Below are 16779 nucleotides of genomic sequence, written 5' to 3'. Positions count from 1 at the left end.
TTAATCATTTTGTAAAATATTGTAAATTATATGGAAAATTATATGGAATTATTTGAAGATTTAAATAAAAAAGAGAAATTATTATCTAAATTAAAAAATTATTCTTTCTATTATAAAATACCAATTATCAAAGATGAAGTTTTATATTTTTTACGAAAAATTATTTTTAAAAATAATTTTATTAATATTATAGAAATTGGTAGCGCTATTGGCTATAGTGCTTTAGGTATGTTAAATATTAAAAATAATATTCAAACTATAGAAAGAGATTATCAAAGATATCAGTTAGCTCTGAATTTTTTTAAAAATTATAATTATAAAATTGATTTTATTTGGTCAGAAGCTTTTTTTTATCAACCTACTAAAAAATATGATTTAATTTTTATTGATGCTGCTAAAGTACAATATAAAAAATTATTTGAGAAATATAGTTTATTTTTAAATGATAACGGTATGATTATATGTGATAATATCAGTTTATATAATTTCAACTTTAAAACAAATTCTAGAAGAATCAGAAGAATGAAAAAAAAAATGGATGATTTTGAGTGTTTTTTAAAAATAAATAATGTTTTTGAGACTGTTTTTTATAATATAGGAGATGGTCTTAGTGTTTCTAAAAAGCTTTTTTAATTTTTTAAAATTATGTTAATATTTTCTTTAAAACAGAATTTATCAGGTTTTAAAAAGAAATATATTATTTATTTAGTATAAAGAGGGAGTGACGAGTTAAAATGACTAAAAAATTTTTTGAATTAACTGAATCAGGTTTACAAAAATTAAAAAAAGAATTAGATGATTTAAAAAATATCAAAAGAGTAGAAAATTTAGAAGTTTTAAAAAGATCTAGAGAATATGGAGATTTAAGTGAGAACGCAGAGTATAGTTCTGCTCGTGATGAACAATTTTTAATTGAAACTCGTATTGCTAAAATTCAAAATATTTTAAAAAATGTTAAAATTATTAAAAATTTAAACGAAAATAAGAATGTTAATATTGGTAAGAAAGTTTCTTTAAGATTTTTAAATAATATGGAAGAAAAAGTTTTATATTTAGTAGGTTTTTTAGAAGCCGACCCTTTTGTTAATAAAATTTCTATTGATTCTCCGTTAGGTCAAAGTATTCTTGGTCATAATAAAGGGGATATAATTTCAGTTAAAACTGAAACAGGTAAAACTTTTAAAGTAGAAATTTTAAAAATAGAATAAAGTCAAAGAATATGAAAAAAAAAATTATTAAATATTTGCCAAATTTTTATTATGATTCTTTTTTAGATATTCCTTATGATTTTTTTTTCAAAAAAGGTATTAAAGCTTTATTATTTGATTTAGATAATACTTTATTATCTAGCGAAGAAAAAGTATTAAATGATATAACTCAAAAAAAAATGAAACAAATAAAAGAAAAATTTAAAATATTTATATTATCAAATGCTTCTAAAAAAAAATTAAAAAGAGTTTTGAATTCTGATTTTTTTTATATTTATTTAAAGTGGTATCAAAAAAAACCTTCTAAATATGGTTTTAAAAAAGTTTTAAATTTACTTAATATAGATATTCATAAAGTGTTAATGATAGGAGATCAATTAAGAACGGATATACTAGGAGCTAATAAAATGAGAATTTTATCTATTTTAGTTAAACCGATTAACAAAAATAAAGAATCATTTTGGACTAAATTGAGTCGTTTTTTATTTGAAGATCCTGTAATTGAATATTTAAAAAAGAATAATAATCAAATTTATAATGAAAAATTTAAAAATTTTGTAAAATAAATTTTTTTTAAATAATAAAAAAATATGATAAAAATTGAAATAAAAGGAAAATAAAATCTAGTATTATTAGTATTAGTTAATTATATTTTATGTTGATAAACCAAATTTTCGAAAAAGTTAAAAAAAAATTTCAAAAAGATATAAATAGATTAAATCATATTTTAGGAGTTTATGCTCAGTCTATAGAATTAGCTAGTTTTTATAAAATAGATATTCAGAAAATTAAAATAGCTTCTTTATTTCACGATTATACTAAAAATGATTCTTTAGAATTTCATTTATCTTTGATAAATGAAAAAATTATTAAAAAATACAAAGAAACTCCTTTTGTTTATCATGCTTTTAGTGCTGCTGTTATTTTACAAAAACAGTTTTTTATCAAAGATAAACTTATTTTGAATGCTATTTGTAATCATGTTTGGGGACATAAAAATATGAATTTATTAGATAAAATTTTATTAGTTAGTGATAAAACAGAAATAAATAGAACTTATCCTCAAGTTAATTATTTAAGAAAATTATCTTTCCAAAATATTGATTTAACTATTTATGAAATTCTTAAACTAAATTTACTTTATTATTCTAAAAAAGGTTTTATTGTACATTCAAATTTTTTAGAAACATTGAATTTTTTTAAAAAAATCAAAAATAAAAATATATTATGATTCGTATTATTTCAGGGAAATATAAAGGTTTTAAATTAGATTTAGTACCATCTATTAAGACTAAAAGTAGTTCTCATTTGGTAAGAAAAGCTTTATTTGATACTATCGGGGGTTTTATTAAAGAAACTATTTTATTAGATTTATTTGCTGGTACAGGTTCTTATGGTTTTGAAGCTATTAGCAGAGACGCTAAAAAAGTTTATTTAGTAGATAATTCATTTATCGCTTTTAAAACTATTCATAAAAATAAAAAAAAATTAAATTTAAGTAATGAAAAAGTTATAATTTTTTATTCAGATGCTTTTCGTATTTTAAAAAAATTTATTCAAAAAAAAAAAAGATTTGATATTGTAGTTTTGGATCCTCCTTATTTTTCTGATTATCATGTTAGATTATTTCAAGAATTAGATAAAATAACTTATTCACGAAGTATAGTTGTTTACGAAATGCATCATAAAACTAATTTTTTATTAGATAATGATATTTTTTCTTTAATTAAAACAAAAAAATATGGTATTAAAAAATTAAATTTTTATAAAAGAAAATAAAATTATTTTTTTATTTTTTATTTTAATATAATTTTAAGTTATAATGTATTATAGTTTTTGTTTTCTGATTTAATTTTGATAAAAAGAGGTTTTTTATGAATCATATAATTCAATTATTTTTAGTTTTTATTATAGGTATTATTATAGGAGGATTTTTAGTATTTTTCTTGTTTAAAAGGTATTTAGAAAAAAATCCTCCAATTAACGAAAAACAAATTAAAGAAATGTTTAAACAAATGGGAAGAACTCCTAGCGAAAAACAAATTAAACAGATTATGTCAAGTATGAAAAATAAAAAGTAAATTTAACATTTTTTGTTTGATGATTGAAATGGAGCTAAAATTAATAATATATGTTTAATAACTTTGGCAAGATTATTTTAGAATTTTTAATTTGTTTGGTATTTTCGTCAATAATATCTTGGTTTATGATTTTGATACATAAAAAAAAACAGGGAAATTATATTAAAAATTGTTTATTAAAGTTTAGTGTTTTAGAAAAAGAAATTTTAAAAACAATTTTACAATCTAAGGTAAAAAATTTTCCTTTAACTAAAAATTCTCCTATTACAAAAAAATTTTCAGATTTAAGGATTTTGTTCAAGTTAAAAGATAGTTCTGAAAATAATTTACATTCTATTTACTATTTAAATAAGGATATATTTAATTTAATTGCGAGAGATTCTGAATTAAAAAATATTTATTTATAATTTTTGTACGAAAGGTGAATATCAAATATGCAAAAAAATAGTCAATCATTATTAAATTTTACACTTTATTTTGAAGAGCAAATAAATGATTTATTAATTATCAAAGATGGTTTGAAAACGAAAGTTACAACATTTTTAGTTAATGAAAAAGGTAATTATAGTTCACCAAGAGAATTATTTTGTTTATCTTTAGGTATTTGTTTTTATAAAACAGTTCAAAAGTATCTTTCTTCCCAAAAAAAAATATTTTCAGATATTAAAGTTAAAATTGTATGTGAAACTTATAGAGATGATGCAGGTTTTTATTTTAACATTAATTTATTTTTAGGAATAAAAGATATTTCTTTGACAGAAATCGAGAAAATAATTCATTTTGCAGATCAAAGATGTCCTATTTCTAAAATGTTAATAAATTATAAATATATTAAATTGATTCCTTGTTTATTTAATGAATTATGATTAATATAATTATTATTTAATTATATATTATACAAAATAATAATTATTTTTTTATTTTATATTTATTTTTCAAAAAAATGTTTTATCAATTAAAATTTATTTTTTATTGTATAATTTAATTTGTTTTAAATAAGATAATAAATTATTAAAGATAAAATCAATATGATTTTGAATTAAAAATTTCGTATATTAAACAATAATTAGAATTAAAAAAAATGTGAAAAGAAAAAAGGATTAATTAAAAAAATATTCTTCTATCTGAAAGATATTATTATATGTAAATTTAAAAAATAATATTAGTTATTTTTTATTTATATATTTAGATAAATTATTTTTTAAGTTTAATAAAGTACAAATAAATCCTTATAAAAATTTAAATTAATATTTTTTTATTAGATTTTAATATTTATTTTGGGTTTTTTTAAAGAAGAGTACTTTTAGAAAAGTACTTTTTTTATATATATTTACATATTTATTTAAATATGTTCATAATATATAGTATGTATTATGAATTAAATGATATTTATTAATTATGATTATAATAACAAGTATAGAAAGGAAGTTTAATTATTAATAAACATAGAAAAAGTCACAAAGAAAAAAATAAAAATAATTTTTTATTATATAATGAAAAAATTCCTAAAGGTGAATATTTAGTTATTGATGAATATGGGAAAAATTTAGGAGTTTTAGATAAATTAAAAATTTTAAGGTTATCCGAAGAAAAAGAAACAGATATTGTTTTAATTAATGCTAGTTCCAACCCTATGGTAGTACGTTTAGTTAATTATTCTAAATTTAAATATCAACAGCAAAAAAAAATAAAAGAGATTAAAAAAAAACAACATATAATTAATACAAAAGAAATACGTATTAATCCTAATATTGAAGAAAATGATTTAAATATTAAAATTAAAAAAATGATTGACTTTTTGACTAAAGGAGATAAAGTAAAATTTATTGTTCATTTTCGCGGAAGAATGATTCATAATACTACTTTAGGAGGAGAAATTTTTAATAAAATTTTCAAAAAGTTAGATGATATTGGTGTTTTAGAAGTTAAACCTAAAATGGAAGGTAACAGGATGGTAGCTATTTTTATTCCTAAAAAAAAATAGTATAATACTCTATTAATAGATTTTTATATTTAAATAAAAATAGTTGAAATTAATTTGAATAAGAAATATTTAGAAAGTAATTATGATTAATTTATATGATTAAAAAAAAAACACATAAAGGTCTTCATAAAAGAATAAAAAAGACAGGAACGGGTAAATTTTTAAGACGACATGCTTTTAAAAATCATTTAGCTAGTTCAAAAACGAAAAAACAAAATAGACAATTAAGAAAAGTGGTGCAAGTTGATAATTCTGATTTTAAAAGAATTAAACATTTAATTTAATTTATTAGTAACAACAACTGATTATAACGATAAATCTTTTTTTAATATATGAAAGTAGGTAAAAATGGTAAAGATAAATTTTACAAATGCCAGACATAAAAGAAGAAAAAAAGTTTTAAAAATGGCTAAAGGATATTTCGGTTCTAAAAAAAATCTTTATAAAACAGCTCATGAGCAAGTTATGCGTTCTTTGCAATATGCTTATAGAGATAGAAGGCAAAAAAAAAGAAATTTTAGAAGATTATGGATTATAAGAATTAATGCGGGTTGTAAAAATAATAACATTAGTTATTCAAGTTTTATACATGGTTTAATTTTATCAAAAATAGAAGTGAACCGTAAAATTTTAGCTGATATAGCTTTTTCACAACCTGAAATGTTTACAGAATATGTAAATTTATCTAAAAATTCTTTAAATCAGAAAAAAAATAATATTTTAAAAATCAATGAAGATAATAATCAAAATGTTTTTAATGATTCTCTTAAAAATATCCAAATCAAAAATATTAAAATTATTGAAAAAAAAAAGAAAATAGATAATAATTCAGAAATTAAAATTTCTCCAATAGTACCAAATGATCAAAATAATAGAAAAGAAATGGAAAAAAAGATAGAATTAGATAAAATGTTATTATATGACTTAAAAAAAATAGCTAAAGAAAAAAAAATTAAAAATTTTTCTAAACTAAATAAAAAGGAATTGATTAACATTTTAAAAAAAATATAGAAGTTTAAAATTAAAATAAAGTGTGAAAATCATAATAATTCAAGATAATGATATTATAATTATATTATCATATATTTTGAATTATATTGAAAATTGATATTTATCTTAAATTAATTTAAATTAGAATTAAAAATAAAATAAATATAAAATTAAGGATAGTTAAAAAAATGACACAACAAAAAAAAATTTTTTTAGATTTTATAAAAATTATATTTAGTTTAATATTCTCTGTTTCTTGTTTTTTTCATGATAATTTATCTTTTAATTTTTCTTTCGGAAAAATTATGATATGTGATATTTTATCTGGTATTTTAATTTTTATAATTAATTATTATTTCGTTATACCAAAAATAGTAAAAAATCAAAAATTAGTTAAATTTTTATTTTTTGTCGAAAGTATTGTTTTAATTTTAATATCTTTAAGTTTATTTTTTAATCCTTTCATAACGAATAATTTTTTAAGAAATATTTTTAAAATAAATAATATTGTGTCTTATATTATAATTGTTCATAGTATGGTTGAATTATATGTATCATATTTAAAAATAAACAAACCTATTATTCCTTTGAATTTTTTCATTTATTTAAGTTTATTTGGTTTGGGTTTTTATATTTTAGGTAAACAGCTTAATTTAACTTCTTTTATTTTCTATTGTTTAAGTTTTATTTTTTTAATTTTAGCTTTATTATTTTCCGTTTCTTTATGGAAAAATATTAAATTTTTGAGAGATCAAAATAAAAAAATAGAAAAATAGATTTTTTTTATAAAGCTAAAAATTTATTATCATAAATTATTTTTTATTTGATATCTTTTTAAAAGACTTTTTATTTTTTTTAAATTAAAAAAATTTTAAATTATTGTAAAAAAGGAAAATATTAAATTTTTTATGAAAAGAACATATCAACCAAGTAAAATAAAAAGAAAAAAAACTCATGGATTTAGAATCAGAATGTCTACTAAAGGGGGCCAAAATGTTATTAAATCAAGAAGAATAAAAGGTCGCTATAAATTAACTGTTTAATTTTTTTATTAAAAAATACTAAAGGAGATTTTAAAATATGTCAGATTTATTATCCCAAATAAAAGAATTAACAACTTTGAATGGTGTTCCTGGACAGGAAAAAGAAGTTATGCTTTATATAAAAGAAAATATTCAAAAATTTGTTGATAAAATTGAATATGATAATTTAGGTAGTATGATAGCTTATAAAGGTTTGTTAAAAGGTCCTAAAATTTTATTAGCTAGTCATGTTGATGAAATAGGTTTAATCGTTACCGAAATAACTCCGGAAGGATTTATTAAATTTCAAACTTTAGGTGGTTGGTTATCTTCTGTTATGTTAGCTCAAGTTTGGCAAATTCACACTTCTAAAGGAGTTTTATATGGTGTGACAGGTTCTAAACCACCACATGTTTTATCTTTAGCTGAGAGAGATAAAATGCCTAATATAAAGAATTTTTTTCTAGATTTAGGAGTACAAAATAAACAAGAAGCTGAAGAATTAGGGGTAAAAATAGGTGATATGATTACTCCTTATACTGAATTTCGTGTATTAGGTAATTCTAATTTTTTAGTATCTAAGGCAATAGATAATCGCGTTGGAGTTTTAATTGTTATGGAAATATTAAGAATTTTAAATAATAATCCTAATCAATTTATTGGTGCCTTTACAGTACAAGAAGAGGTTGGCTTAAGAGGAGCTATTACAAGCACTAATAAAACAAAACCATCTATCGCTATAGCTGTTGATACTGGCATTGCTGATGATATACCTGGAGAAAAAAATGTTTCTCAAAAAATTTTAGGAAATGGACCTCAGATTCCTGTTTTTGATTATGGGTTAGTTGCTCACAAATCTTTAAGAGAGTTAGTATTAAAAATAGCAAAAGAAAATAATATACCATTTCAAGAACCGAAACCAACTGGTGGACAAACTGATGCTGCTGCTATGCATTTACAAAATGAAGGAGCTGCTTCTATTGTTATAGGAGTACCTACTCGTTATATACATTCTCATACTTCTATAGTTCATAAAGAAGATATAGAAAACACAATAAAACTTTTATTATTATTAATAAAGAGTTTAAATGAAGAAAAAGTTCGAAAAATTTTATTTAATTAAAAATTTTTATTAAAATTTTTTTTTTATTTTAGAATAAATTTATTATTTAATGAATAGGACTAATGAAATTTTTATAATGAAAAAAAAATTTATTTTAAAAAAGAGAAAAGAAATTGATTTAATTTTTAAATTAAAAAAAAATGTTCGAAATTATTTTTTTACATTGTATTATTTTAAAAATATTTCTTTTGATCATTTTAAGTTTGCTTTGAGTATTAACAAAAAGTATGGAAAATCACATGAAAGAAACTTAATCAAAAGACGTATAAGAATGATTATTTACCAAAATATTTCATTAATTAATTCAAAAGCTTCTTTTGTTTTAGTTATTAAACCTTCAGCCAAAAGTCTTAATTTTAATGAATTATCTCAAAAAATAATATATTTATTAAAAAAATCTTTTTTAATTATTCCCAAATAAGGAAACTAATTATTATGAAAAATCATAAAAATTTATCTTTAAAAAAAATTTTAACATTTATGTTATTATCTACTTTAATTATGTTGATTATTAATTTCTTTTTGTCTTCTTACAAGAAAAAAAAAACATTTATTAATGAAAAAATAGAATGTTTTTTTCTTAAAAAAATGGATAGTAATGAACTTCAACAATTAGAAAAAAAAGTTAATGATATAAATTATAATTTTGAAGATTTAAAAAATTATTTAAAAGTTTTTAGAATTGCTTTGAATAAAAAGAAAAAAATTATAGTTGACAATATTAATTCTGAATCTTTTCAAAACGAGAAAGCAAAAATTAAGGATTATTTAGAAAAAGTTTTTAGACAAGAAAAATTTTATTTTTACTATAAAAAAGCTTTCGATTTTGAAAAAGAAGAAATAAAAAAAATTAAAGATTTTTTTAGTATTAAAATGGGTTCTAATTTAGATTATTTAAAACAAAAATATTTCGAAAACGAAAGTTTTTTAAAAATAGGAATTTTAAATAATTCTCAAATTATAGATATTGAGAAACCAGAAAATTTAAAAATTTATGATAATACAAATAGCATTGATGTAATTTCTAAAGAAAGATATAATAAACTAATTAGAGTAAAAGAAATAAATAATATTAATAATGGTTTTATTTTGAAATCTGACTTGGGTAATAGTTATTTTGAAATATTTGTAGATGATAGTGGTGATTTACCTATTCAATTACCTTATAAACTGAAATGGAATTTTTTACTATTTTGGGGATATATTTGGAATGTTTTATTGATATTTATAGGATCTTTATTATATATTTTTCATGATATTTTTTCTTTCTTTTCTTCAGAGGGTATATTTTTTGGTAATTTAGGTTTATGTATTATATTGACAACTATAACTATTAGAACTTTATTATGGCCTATTTATACTAAAACTAGTACTTTTGCTTCAAACATGAGTATGGCGCAACCAGAAATTAATAAAATTCAAAAAAAGTATTCTTTTAAAAAAGATCCTGATTCTATAAAAAAAATGCAATTAGAAATTTTTAAAGTTTATAAAAAACATAATTTTAGTTTTTTCGATATTTTTGTTTCTTTTTTACAAATGCCTATTTTTATAGCTATGTTTAAAACTATAAATCGTATTCGTGTAAAAGGCGGTATTTTTTCAATTCCTATTACAAAACCTTTTTTAAATTTTATATATTTAAATTCTTATTATGATGAAAATTATTTTTTAGTAAAAATTTTATTATCTTGTTTCGTAGGAATAAGTATGTTTATTTTAAATAAAATTAATTTTAAAAAGACCGTAGATTTAAGTAATAAAAATAAATTTTTAACATTAGAACAAATTAATAAAAATAAATCTCAAGAAAAAAATATAAAAATTATTAGTTATATTATGATTTTTTTTATGATGATAACATCTTTTAATGATGCTTGTATATCTTTATATTGGATTATCGGAAATATTTATACTATATTACAAACTATTATTAATCGTAAAAAAATAGAAAAAAAATATATTTTAATAAAAGATAAAAATTAAAATTTTATTTTTTTAACATTTTTCTATATAAATATTTATTTTTTTTAATAAATATGTTAGAATCAGTTAGTAACTATTTTTTTATTTTTCAGAAAATAATATTTTTATATCTAATGACGGAGGGGTAGCGAAGTGGCTAAACGCATCAGTCTGTAAAACTGCTCCGTCAAGGTACGGTGGTTCGAATCCACCCCCCTTCACCATTTTTTATAATTAATTATTTTTTTGGGTAAATTTAATTTAGTTTTTGAAAACTGAAGATGATTTTATAAAATTATATTTTTAAAAAAATATATCAAATTATTTTATTTTAAAATAAATTAAAATGAAGAGTTTGATCCTGGCTCAGGATAAACGCTGGCGGCGTGCCTAATACATGCAAGTCGAACGGAAATTTTCGAATTTTAGTGGCGAACGGGTGAGTAACACGTAAGTAACCTGCCTTTAAGACGAGGATAACAGTTGGAAACAATTGCTAAGACTGGATAGGAAGTTAAAAGGCATCTTTTAATTTTTAAAAGACCTTTTTCGAAAGGTATGCTTAAAGAGGGGCTTGCGACACATTAGTTAGTTGGTAGGGTAAAAGCCTACCAAGACTATGATGTGTAGCTGGACTGAGAGGTCGAACAGCCACATTGGGACTGAGACACGGCCCAAACTCCTACGGGAGGCAGCAGTAGGGAATTTTCGGCAATGGAGGAAACTCTGACCGAGCAACGCCGCGTGAACGATGAAGTATTTCGGTATGTAAAGTTCTTTTATTGAAGAAGAAAAAATAGTGGAAAAACTATATTGACGCTATTCAATGAATAAGCCCCGGCAAACTATGTGCCAGCAGCCGCGGTAATACATAGGGGGCAAGCGTTATCCGGAATTATTGGGCGTAAAGGGTGCGTAGGCGGTTTAATAAGTCTGTAGTTTAATTTCAGTGCTTAACACTGTCCTGCTATAGAAACTATTAGACTAGAGTGAGATAGAGGTAAGCGGAATTCCATGTGTAGCGGTAAAATGCGTAAATATATGGAGGAACACCAGAGGCGTAGGCGGCTTACTGGGTCTTTACTGACGCTGAGGCACGAAAGCGTGGGGAGCAAACAGGATTAGATACCCTGGTAGTCCACGCCGTAAACGATGAGTACTAAGTGTCGGGGAAACTCGGTACTGAAGTTAACACATTAAGTACTCCGCCTGAGTAGTACGTACGCAAGTATGAAACTTAAAGGAATTGACGGGACTCCGCACAAGCGGTGGATCATGTTGTTTAATTCGAAGATACACGAAAAACCTTACCAGGTCTTGACATACTCTGCAAAGCTATAGCAATATAGTGGAGGTTATCAGGGATACAGGTGGTGCATGGTTGTCGTCAGCTCGTGTCGTGAGATGTTAGGTTAAGTCCTAAAACGAGCGCAACCCTTATCGTTAGTTACCAGCATGTTATGATGGGGACTTTAACGAGACTGCCAATGAAAAATTGGAGGAAGGTGAGGATCACGTCAAATCATCATGCCCCTTATGATCTGGGCTACAAACGTGATACAATGGCTGTTACAAAGAGTAGCTAAAACGCGAGTTTATAGCCAATCTCAAAAAAACAGTCTCAGTTCGGATTGAAGTCTGCAACTCGACTTCATGAAGTTGGAATCGCTAGTAATCGCGAATCAGCATGTCGCGGTGAATACGTTCTCGGGGTTTGTACACACCGCCCGTCAAACCACGAAAATCGGTAATACTCGAAAGCGGTGGCCTAACTTCTTCGGAAGAGGGAACCGTCTAAGGTAGGATTGATGATTGGGGTTAAGTCGTAACAAGGTATCCCTACCGGAAGGTGGGGATGGATCACCTCCTTTCTAAGGAAAAGTTTTTAAATTTTCATCTTCAGTTTTGAAAGACTTAGTTCTTATAAGTTTTTCCTTTTTTAAGAAAAAAAAGAAGGAGGGCCTATAGCTCAGTTGGTTAGAGCACACGCCTGATAAGCGTGAGGTCGATGGTTCAAGTCCATTTAGGCCCACCAACTGAAAAAGGTCATCTTTCTTATTCTTAACAAAAGTTCTTTGAAAAGTAGATAAACAAAGTAAAATAATAAAATCAAAGGAATCAAGGGCGTACAGTGGATGCCTTGGCACTAAGAGCCGATGAAGGACGTAATTAACAGCGATATGCCACGGTTAGTTGTAAATAAATGAAGATCCGTGGATTTCCGAATAGGGCAACCTACTACATTAAAATTGTAGTTTTTTGATTTTTTTTGTCAAAAAGGGAAACGCAGTGAACTGAAATATCTAAGTAACTGCAGGAAAAGAAAGTAACAACGATTCTGGTAGTAGTGACGAGCGAATCCGGAACAGCCTGATACTATTCAAACTAGTTACAAAATTTTAATTAACTTGAATTTTTTGGAAAGAAAAACCAAAGAAGGTGATAGTCCTGTAGAGGAATAATTAAAATCTAGAGTATCAAAAAGTACGGCGAGACACGAGAAATCTTGTCGGAAGACGGGAGGACCATCTCCCAAGGCTAAATACTCCTTAGTGACCGATAGTGAACTAGTACCGTGAGGGAAAGGTGAAAAGAACCCCGGGAGGGGAGTGAAATAGATCCTGAAACTGTATGCCTACAATTAGTCAAAGCTCGTTTATGAGTGATGGCTTGCCTTTTGCAGAATGAACCGGCGAGTTATGATATATAGCAAGGTTAAGTTTGAAGGAACGCAGCCGCAGCGAAAGCGAGTTTGAAAAGAGCGTTTAGTTATATGTCATAGACCCGAAACTGAAGTGAGCTAGCCATGAGCAGGTTGAAGTTTGGGTAAAACCAAATGGAGGACCGAACCAGGACACGTTGAAAAGTGTTTGGATGACTTGTGGCTAGGGGTGAAATTCCAATCGAACTCAGAGATAGCTGGTTCTCCCCGAAATAGCTTTAGGGCTAGCGTTGATCATTGTTTTTAATGAAGGTAGAGCACTAAATGAGTGATGGCTCCACCTCGGAGTACTGATCTCAATTAAACTCCGAATGTCATTAAAAAAAGATTAGCAGTCAGACTACGAGCGATAAGGTCCGTGGTCAAAAGGGAAAGAGCCCAGACCGTCAGCTAAGGTCCCTAAATTAATGTTAAGTGGAAAAGGAAGTAGAGATGTTTAAACAACTAGGAAGTTGGCTTAGAAGCAGCCATCTTTTAAAGAGTGCGTAATAGCTCACTAGTCGAATGTCTTTGCACCGAAAATATATCGGGGCTCAAACATTATACCGAAGCTACGGATAACAAAATAATAATTTTATTTTGTATATGGTAGGGGAAGCGTTCTGATGTCGTTGAAGCTATAGCGTGAGCAGTAGTGGAGAAATCAGAAGTGAGAATGCCGGTGTAAGTAACGAAAAGATAGGCGAGAATCCTATCCGTCGAAAACCCAAGGTTTCCAGGGGCAGGTTCGTCCACCCTGGGTTAGTCAGGACCTAAGGCGAGGTAGAAATACGTAGTCGATGGACAGCAGGCTAAAATTCCTGCACTAAGAAAACAACTGATGGAGGGACAAAGCAGGCTAAACACGCCCTTTATTGGATTAGGGTAGAAAAACCAAGTTTGAGAAAATAGGCAAATCCGTTTTCTTATTCCAAAAAATAAGGTTTAAAAGTAAAGTGATTGATGTCATACTTTCAAGAAAAGCTTCTAGGGTTAATTGTTTTTTTACCTGTACCGTAAACCGACACAGGTGGGAAGGTAGAGTATACTAAGACGCGCGAGAAAACTCTTGTTAAGGAACTCGGCAAAATGACTCCGTAACTTCGGGATAAGGAGAGCTTTTGTAATCAAAAATAAAAGCCGCAGAGAATAGGCCCAAGCGACTGTTTATCAAAAACATAGGTCTCTGCTAAACTGTGAAGTGATGTATAGAGGCTGATGCCTGCCCGGTGCTGGAAGATCAAAAGGAGATGTTCGGGGCAACCCAAAGCATTGAATTGAAGTCCCAGTGAACGGCGGCCGTAACTATAACGGTCCTAAGGTAGCGAAATTCCTTGTCGGGTAAATTCCGACCCGCACGAAAGGCATAACGATTTGGGCGCTGTCTCAACAAGAGTCTCGGTGAAATCAAATTACCGGTGAAAATGCCGGTTACCCGCGACAGGACGAAAAGACCCCATGGAGCTTTACTGTAACTTAATATTGAATTTGAGAATAACATGTACAGGATAGGTGGGAGACAATGATTTTAAAACGCTAGTTTTAAAGGAGTCAACCTTGGGATACCACCCTTGTTATTTTTAGTTTCTAACCTCCGCAAGTGTATTGCGAGGGACAGTGTTTGGTGGGCAGTTTGACTGGGGCGGTCGCCTCCTAAAGAGTAACGGAGGCGTTCATAAGGTTTCCTCAAAATGGTCAGAAATCATTTTTAGAGTGCAAAGGCATAAGGAAGCTTGACTGCGAGACTAACAAGTCGAGCAGAGACGAAAGTCGGACTTAGTGATCTTACGATACCGCATGGAAGGGTCGTAACTCAACGGATAAAAGCTACCCTGGGGATAACAGGCTTATCGCTTCCGAGCGTTCACAGCGACGAAGCGGTTTGGCACCTCGATGTCGGCTCATCGCATCCTGGAGCTGGAGAAGGTTCCAAGGGTTGGGCTGTTCGCCCATTAAAGCGGAACGCGAGCTGGGTTCAGAACGTCGTGAGACAGTTCGGTCTCTATCCGTCGTGGGCGTTGGAAATTTGAAAGGAACTGTCCCTAGTATGAGAAGACCGGGATGGATATACCGCTGGTGTTTCAGTTGGTTCGCCAGAGCCACAGCTGAGTAGCTATGTATAGAAGGGATAAACACTGAAAGCATCTAAGTGTGAAGCCTCCCTTAAGATGAGATTTCCCTATGAGATCCCTGAAAGACTATCAGGTTGATAGGCTAGGAGTGTAAGAATAGTGATATTTTCAGCTTACTAGTACTAATAGATCCATTGACTTTGGTTTTTAAAAAAGCTTTTGTTTATCTAGTTTTGAAAGATTCTTGGTAATTTAGTTAAGGGGAAACACCTGTTTCCATTCCGAATACAGCAGTTAAGTCCTTAAACACCGAAAATAGTTTTTAATTTTGAAAGCGAAAATAGGTTTTTGCCAAGAGTTACTTTGAAAAAAAGAATTTTTTTAAAAAAAGAGGATTAGCTCAGTTGGGAGAGCGTCTGCCTTACAAGCAGAAAGTCGGGGGTTCAAGTCCCTCATCCTCTACCATATTTAATCAAAAATATTTTATTTACATTTTTTTTAATCAAAATAAAAAAATTTAATAAAGAAGCCTATATAGCTCAGTTGGTAGAGCACTTGACTGTTAAGGGCGCTAGTTCCAGTGTGATTTAAAGAGAATTAAGGTATCTCATTTCTAGTGGTAATAGAAAAAATCAATGGATTAATCTGAATTCGAAAGAATAGAAGAGACAATAGCATGTCCATAAAGTAATTATAAAAAAATATTATTTTTTATTATTTTTTTAGTAGTTGCAAGATTAAAATAAAATAAGGTTGAATCATAGAAAAGTGATGAAGAGCTGAGTATGGTGACAATTCAAGAGTATTAGAAATAGTTAAAAATATATTTGAAGTTTCTAATATAGATGATTAATAAATATAAAAATTAACAGGATATTTATTATTACCAGTTCAATAAATAAGCAAAATTGAATAAAATAAATCATCTAACCCAAGATTCCATTTTAATAAAAAAAATATATTAATTTAAAAAAATATTATTATATTAAAATATATTAAAAAAATGCAATTCTATCATAAGACTCCAACCGATATTTATTATTTACCTATTAAATCATAGCTACCTAGGAAGACCTAAAATCCATGATTAAACAATGAAGTACCAGTTTAATCTATACTATAATAGTTAAATAGGATCATGGTTGCAGAGCCGACATAGTAGTCGTAAGAGTCATGTCTTACCAGGGAAAATGGGAAAGCCATTTACAAGGCGAAGGAAGGCAGAGAGATCCATAAGATATATTTATATCATTAATAAACTATGAAATCTTAAAGTTTATAGATGGCCAGTATAAATTAAATATTTATTATTACATAATTGAAAATATTTAGTTTTATTAAGAAAGAAAATAATTTTGTGTGTATCTAAACTTTTAAAAAAAGGTAATTTTTAAAAGTTGAACTTGGAAAGCCGGATGCGTGGAGACATGCCTGTCCGGTTTGGGTGGGGGCTCACTAAAACCTTATTAGTAAATATAAAGGCGTAGTGTTTCTATCCACATTCAAGACGTCCTAGGTTCGAGTCCTAGTATAGGCGCCATTATTTTTTTAATTTTTTATTTTCAAAAATAGTTTATTTAATTTTTTATATAAAGTTTTTTTATTGAAGAATTAGATATAAAAATATTTTTAT

Annotated in this window: 16 protein-coding genes, 3 tRNA genes and 3 rRNA genes; all 22 read left to right on the top strand. The window is 26.4% G+C overall.

Annotation, left to right across the window (positions count from 1 at the left end; translation table 11 throughout):
- The first annotated feature begins 42 nt into the window (after positions 1 to 42).
- The 22 genes from DH96_RS00850 (at position 43) to DH96_RS00745 (ending at position 15611) form a co-directional block, all read left to right on the top strand.
- The gene (locus DH96_RS00850) at positions 43 to 633 is read left to right on the top strand and encodes an O-methyltransferase (RefSeq protein WP_066540043.1); all 591 of its coding nucleotides are present in this window, start codon (positions 43 to 45) and stop codon (positions 631 to 633) included.
- Between the two features lie 101 nt (positions 634 to 734).
- On the top strand, positions 735 to 1208 hold the full coding sequence (greA, locus tag DH96_RS00845; protein WP_066540040.1) for a transcription elongation factor GreA: 474 nt from the start codon (positions 735 to 737) through the stop codon (positions 1206 to 1208).
- Positions 1209 to 1219: 11 nt separating this feature from the next.
- On the top strand, positions 1220 to 1774 hold the full coding sequence (locus DH96_RS00840; RefSeq protein ID WP_066540038.1) for a YqeG family HAD IIIA-type phosphatase: 555 nt from the start codon (positions 1220 to 1222) through the stop codon (positions 1772 to 1774).
- A gap of 89 nt (positions 1775 to 1863) precedes the next feature.
- The gene (gene yqeK / locus DH96_RS00835) at positions 1864 to 2439 is read left to right on the top strand and encodes a bis(5'-nucleosyl)-tetraphosphatase (symmetrical) YqeK (protein ID WP_066540036.1); all 576 of its coding nucleotides are present in this window, start codon (positions 1864 to 1866) and stop codon (positions 2437 to 2439) included.
- A complete protein-coding gene (rsmD, locus tag DH96_RS00830; RefSeq protein WP_066540034.1) occupies positions 2436 to 2987 on the top strand; it encodes a 16S rRNA (guanine(966)-N(2))-methyltransferase RsmD in 552 nt (183 codons plus the stop codon). The genes yqeK and rsmD overlap by 4 nt, the downstream gene beginning before the upstream one ends.
- 95 nt (positions 2988 to 3082) lie before the next feature.
- A complete protein-coding gene (locus tag DH96_RS00825; protein WP_066540031.1) occupies positions 3083 to 3289 on the top strand; it encodes a YneF family protein in 207 nt (68 codons plus the stop codon).
- Between the two features lie 50 nt (positions 3290 to 3339).
- Positions 3340 to 3696, top strand: coding sequence for a super-infection exclusion protein B (locus tag DH96_RS00820; RefSeq protein WP_083515896.1), 357 nt, complete (start codon positions 3340 to 3342; stop codon positions 3694 to 3696).
- Between the two features lie 27 nt (positions 3697 to 3723).
- Complete coding sequence (locus DH96_RS00815) at positions 3724 to 4155, top strand: OsmC family protein (protein WP_066540028.1); 432 nt, start codon at positions 3724 to 3726, stop codon at positions 4153 to 4155.
- 566 nt (positions 4156 to 4721) lie between these two features.
- Positions 4722 to 5273 (top strand): translation initiation factor IF-3, encoded by a 552-nt coding sequence (gene infC / locus DH96_RS00810; RefSeq protein ID WP_320408831.1) that lies wholly within the window; start codon positions 4722 to 4724, stop codon positions 5271 to 5273.
- Between the two features lie 95 nt (positions 5274 to 5368).
- Positions 5369 to 5557: a 50S ribosomal protein L35 gene (rpmI, locus tag DH96_RS00805; RefSeq protein ID WP_066540023.1), complete on the top strand. Its 189-nt coding sequence runs from the start codon at positions 5369 to 5371 to the stop codon at positions 5555 to 5557.
- Between the two features lie 64 nt (positions 5558 to 5621).
- Positions 5622 to 6284, top strand: coding sequence for a 50S ribosomal protein L20 (gene rplT, locus DH96_RS00800; protein WP_066540020.1), 663 nt, complete (start codon positions 5622 to 5624; stop codon positions 6282 to 6284).
- Positions 6285 to 6451: 167 nt separating this feature from the next.
- Entirely contained in the window at positions 6452 to 7039 is a 588-nt protein-coding gene (locus DH96_RS00795) for a hypothetical protein (RefSeq protein ID WP_066540017.1), read from the top strand.
- Positions 7040 to 7171: 132 nt separating this feature from the next.
- A complete protein-coding gene (gene rpmH, locus DH96_RS00790; protein WP_066540015.1) occupies positions 7172 to 7306 on the top strand; it encodes a 50S ribosomal protein L34 in 135 nt (44 codons plus the stop codon).
- A 37-nt stretch (positions 7307 to 7343) separates the two neighbouring features.
- Positions 7344 to 8408 (top strand): M42 family metallopeptidase, encoded by a 1065-nt coding sequence (locus DH96_RS00785; protein ID WP_066540007.1) that lies wholly within the window; start codon positions 7344 to 7346, stop codon positions 8406 to 8408.
- 76 nt (positions 8409 to 8484) lie between these two features.
- A complete protein-coding gene (gene rnpA, locus DH96_RS00780; RefSeq protein WP_066540005.1) occupies positions 8485 to 8829 on the top strand; it encodes a ribonuclease P protein component in 345 nt (114 codons plus the stop codon).
- A gap of 14 nt (positions 8830 to 8843) precedes the next feature.
- Positions 8844 to 10394 (top strand): membrane protein insertase YidC, encoded by a 1551-nt coding sequence (gene yidC / locus DH96_RS00775; RefSeq protein ID WP_111961285.1) that lies wholly within the window; start codon positions 8844 to 8846, stop codon positions 10392 to 10394.
- A 118-nt stretch (positions 10395 to 10512) separates the two neighbouring features.
- Positions 10513 to 10597 (top strand) — tRNA-Tyr (locus DH96_RS00770).
- Positions 10598 to 10716: 119 nt separating this feature from the next.
- Positions 10717 to 12244: ribosomal RNA gene (locus tag DH96_RS00765) — 16S ribosomal RNA — on the top strand.
- An 87-nt stretch (positions 12245 to 12331) separates the two neighbouring features.
- Positions 12332 to 12408 (top strand) — tRNA-Ile (locus DH96_RS00760).
- Between the two features lie 73 nt (positions 12409 to 12481).
- Positions 12482 to 15353: ribosomal RNA gene (locus tag DH96_RS00755) — 23S ribosomal RNA — on the top strand.
- Between the two features lie 36 nt (positions 15354 to 15389).
- A 5S ribosomal RNA gene (rrf, locus tag DH96_RS00750) occupies positions 15390 to 15503 on the top strand.
- The 16S, 23S and 5S rRNA genes sit together here with 3 tRNA genes alongside, the layout of an rRNA operon.
- A gap of 32 nt (positions 15504 to 15535) precedes the next feature.
- Positions 15536 to 15611, top strand: a tRNA-Val gene (locus tag DH96_RS00745).
- Positions 15612 to 16779 lie beyond the last annotated feature (1168 nt).

Source organism: Candidatus Phytoplasma oryzae (genome assembly GCF_003263355.1).
Lineage (GTDB): Bacteria > Bacillota_I > Bacilli_A > Acholeplasmatales > Acholeplasmataceae > Phytoplasma > Phytoplasma oryzae_B.
The sequence above is the reverse complement of the archived record's forward strand: the minus strand, read 5'-3'. Positions and strand labels throughout refer to the sequence as shown.

What these genes read in the sequence shown, in the direction of transcription:
- DH96_RS00785 (WP_066540007.1), top strand. Translation starts at nt 7,344, where the DNA reads ATGTCAGATTTATTATCCCAAATAAAAGAATTAACAACTTTGAATGGT.
- yidC (WP_111961285.1), top strand. Translation starts at nt 8,844, where the DNA reads ATGAAAAATCATAAAAATTTATCTTTAAAAAAAATTTTAACATTTATG.
- DH96_RS00815 (WP_066540028.1), top strand. Translation starts at nt 3,724, where the DNA reads ATGCAAAAAAATAGTCAATCATTATTAAATTTTACACTTTATTTTGAA.
- greA (WP_066540040.1), top strand. Translation starts at nt 735, where the DNA reads ATGACTAAAAAATTTTTTGAATTAACTGAATCAGGTTTACAAAAATTA.
- DH96_RS00795 (WP_066540017.1), top strand. Translation starts at nt 6,452, where the DNA reads ATGACACAACAAAAAAAAATTTTTTTAGATTTTATAAAAATTATATTT.
- DH96_RS00820 (WP_083515896.1), top strand. Translation starts at nt 3,340, where the DNA reads ATGTTTAATAACTTTGGCAAGATTATTTTAGAATTTTTAATTTGTTTG.
- rnpA (WP_066540005.1), top strand. Translation starts at nt 8,485, where the DNA reads ATGAAAAAAAAATTTATTTTAAAAAAGAGAAAAGAAATTGATTTAATT.
- rsmD (WP_066540034.1), top strand. Translation starts at nt 2,436, where the DNA reads ATGATTCGTATTATTTCAGGGAAATATAAAGGTTTTAAATTAGATTTA.
- yqeK (WP_066540036.1), top strand. Translation starts at nt 1,864, where the DNA reads ATGTTGATAAACCAAATTTTCGAAAAAGTTAAAAAAAAATTTCAAAAA.
- DH96_RS00825 (WP_066540031.1), top strand. Translation starts at nt 3,083, where the DNA reads ATGAATCATATAATTCAATTATTTTTAGTTTTTATTATAGGTATTATT.
- rpmH (WP_066540015.1), top strand. Translation starts at nt 7,172, where the DNA reads ATGAAAAGAACATATCAACCAAGTAAAATAAAAAGAAAAAAAACTCAT.
- DH96_RS00840 (WP_066540038.1), top strand. Translation starts at nt 1,220, where the DNA reads ATGAAAAAAAAAATTATTAAATATTTGCCAAATTTTTATTATGATTCT.
- rplT (WP_066540020.1), top strand. Translation starts at nt 5,622, where the DNA reads ATGGTAAAGATAAATTTTACAAATGCCAGACATAAAAGAAGAAAAAAA.
- rpmI (WP_066540023.1), top strand. Translation starts at nt 5,369, where the DNA reads ATGATTAAAAAAAAAACACATAAAGGTCTTCATAAAAGAATAAAAAAG.
- DH96_RS00850 (WP_066540043.1), top strand. Translation starts at nt 43, where the DNA reads ATGGAATTATTTGAAGATTTAAATAAAAAAGAGAAATTATTATCTAAA.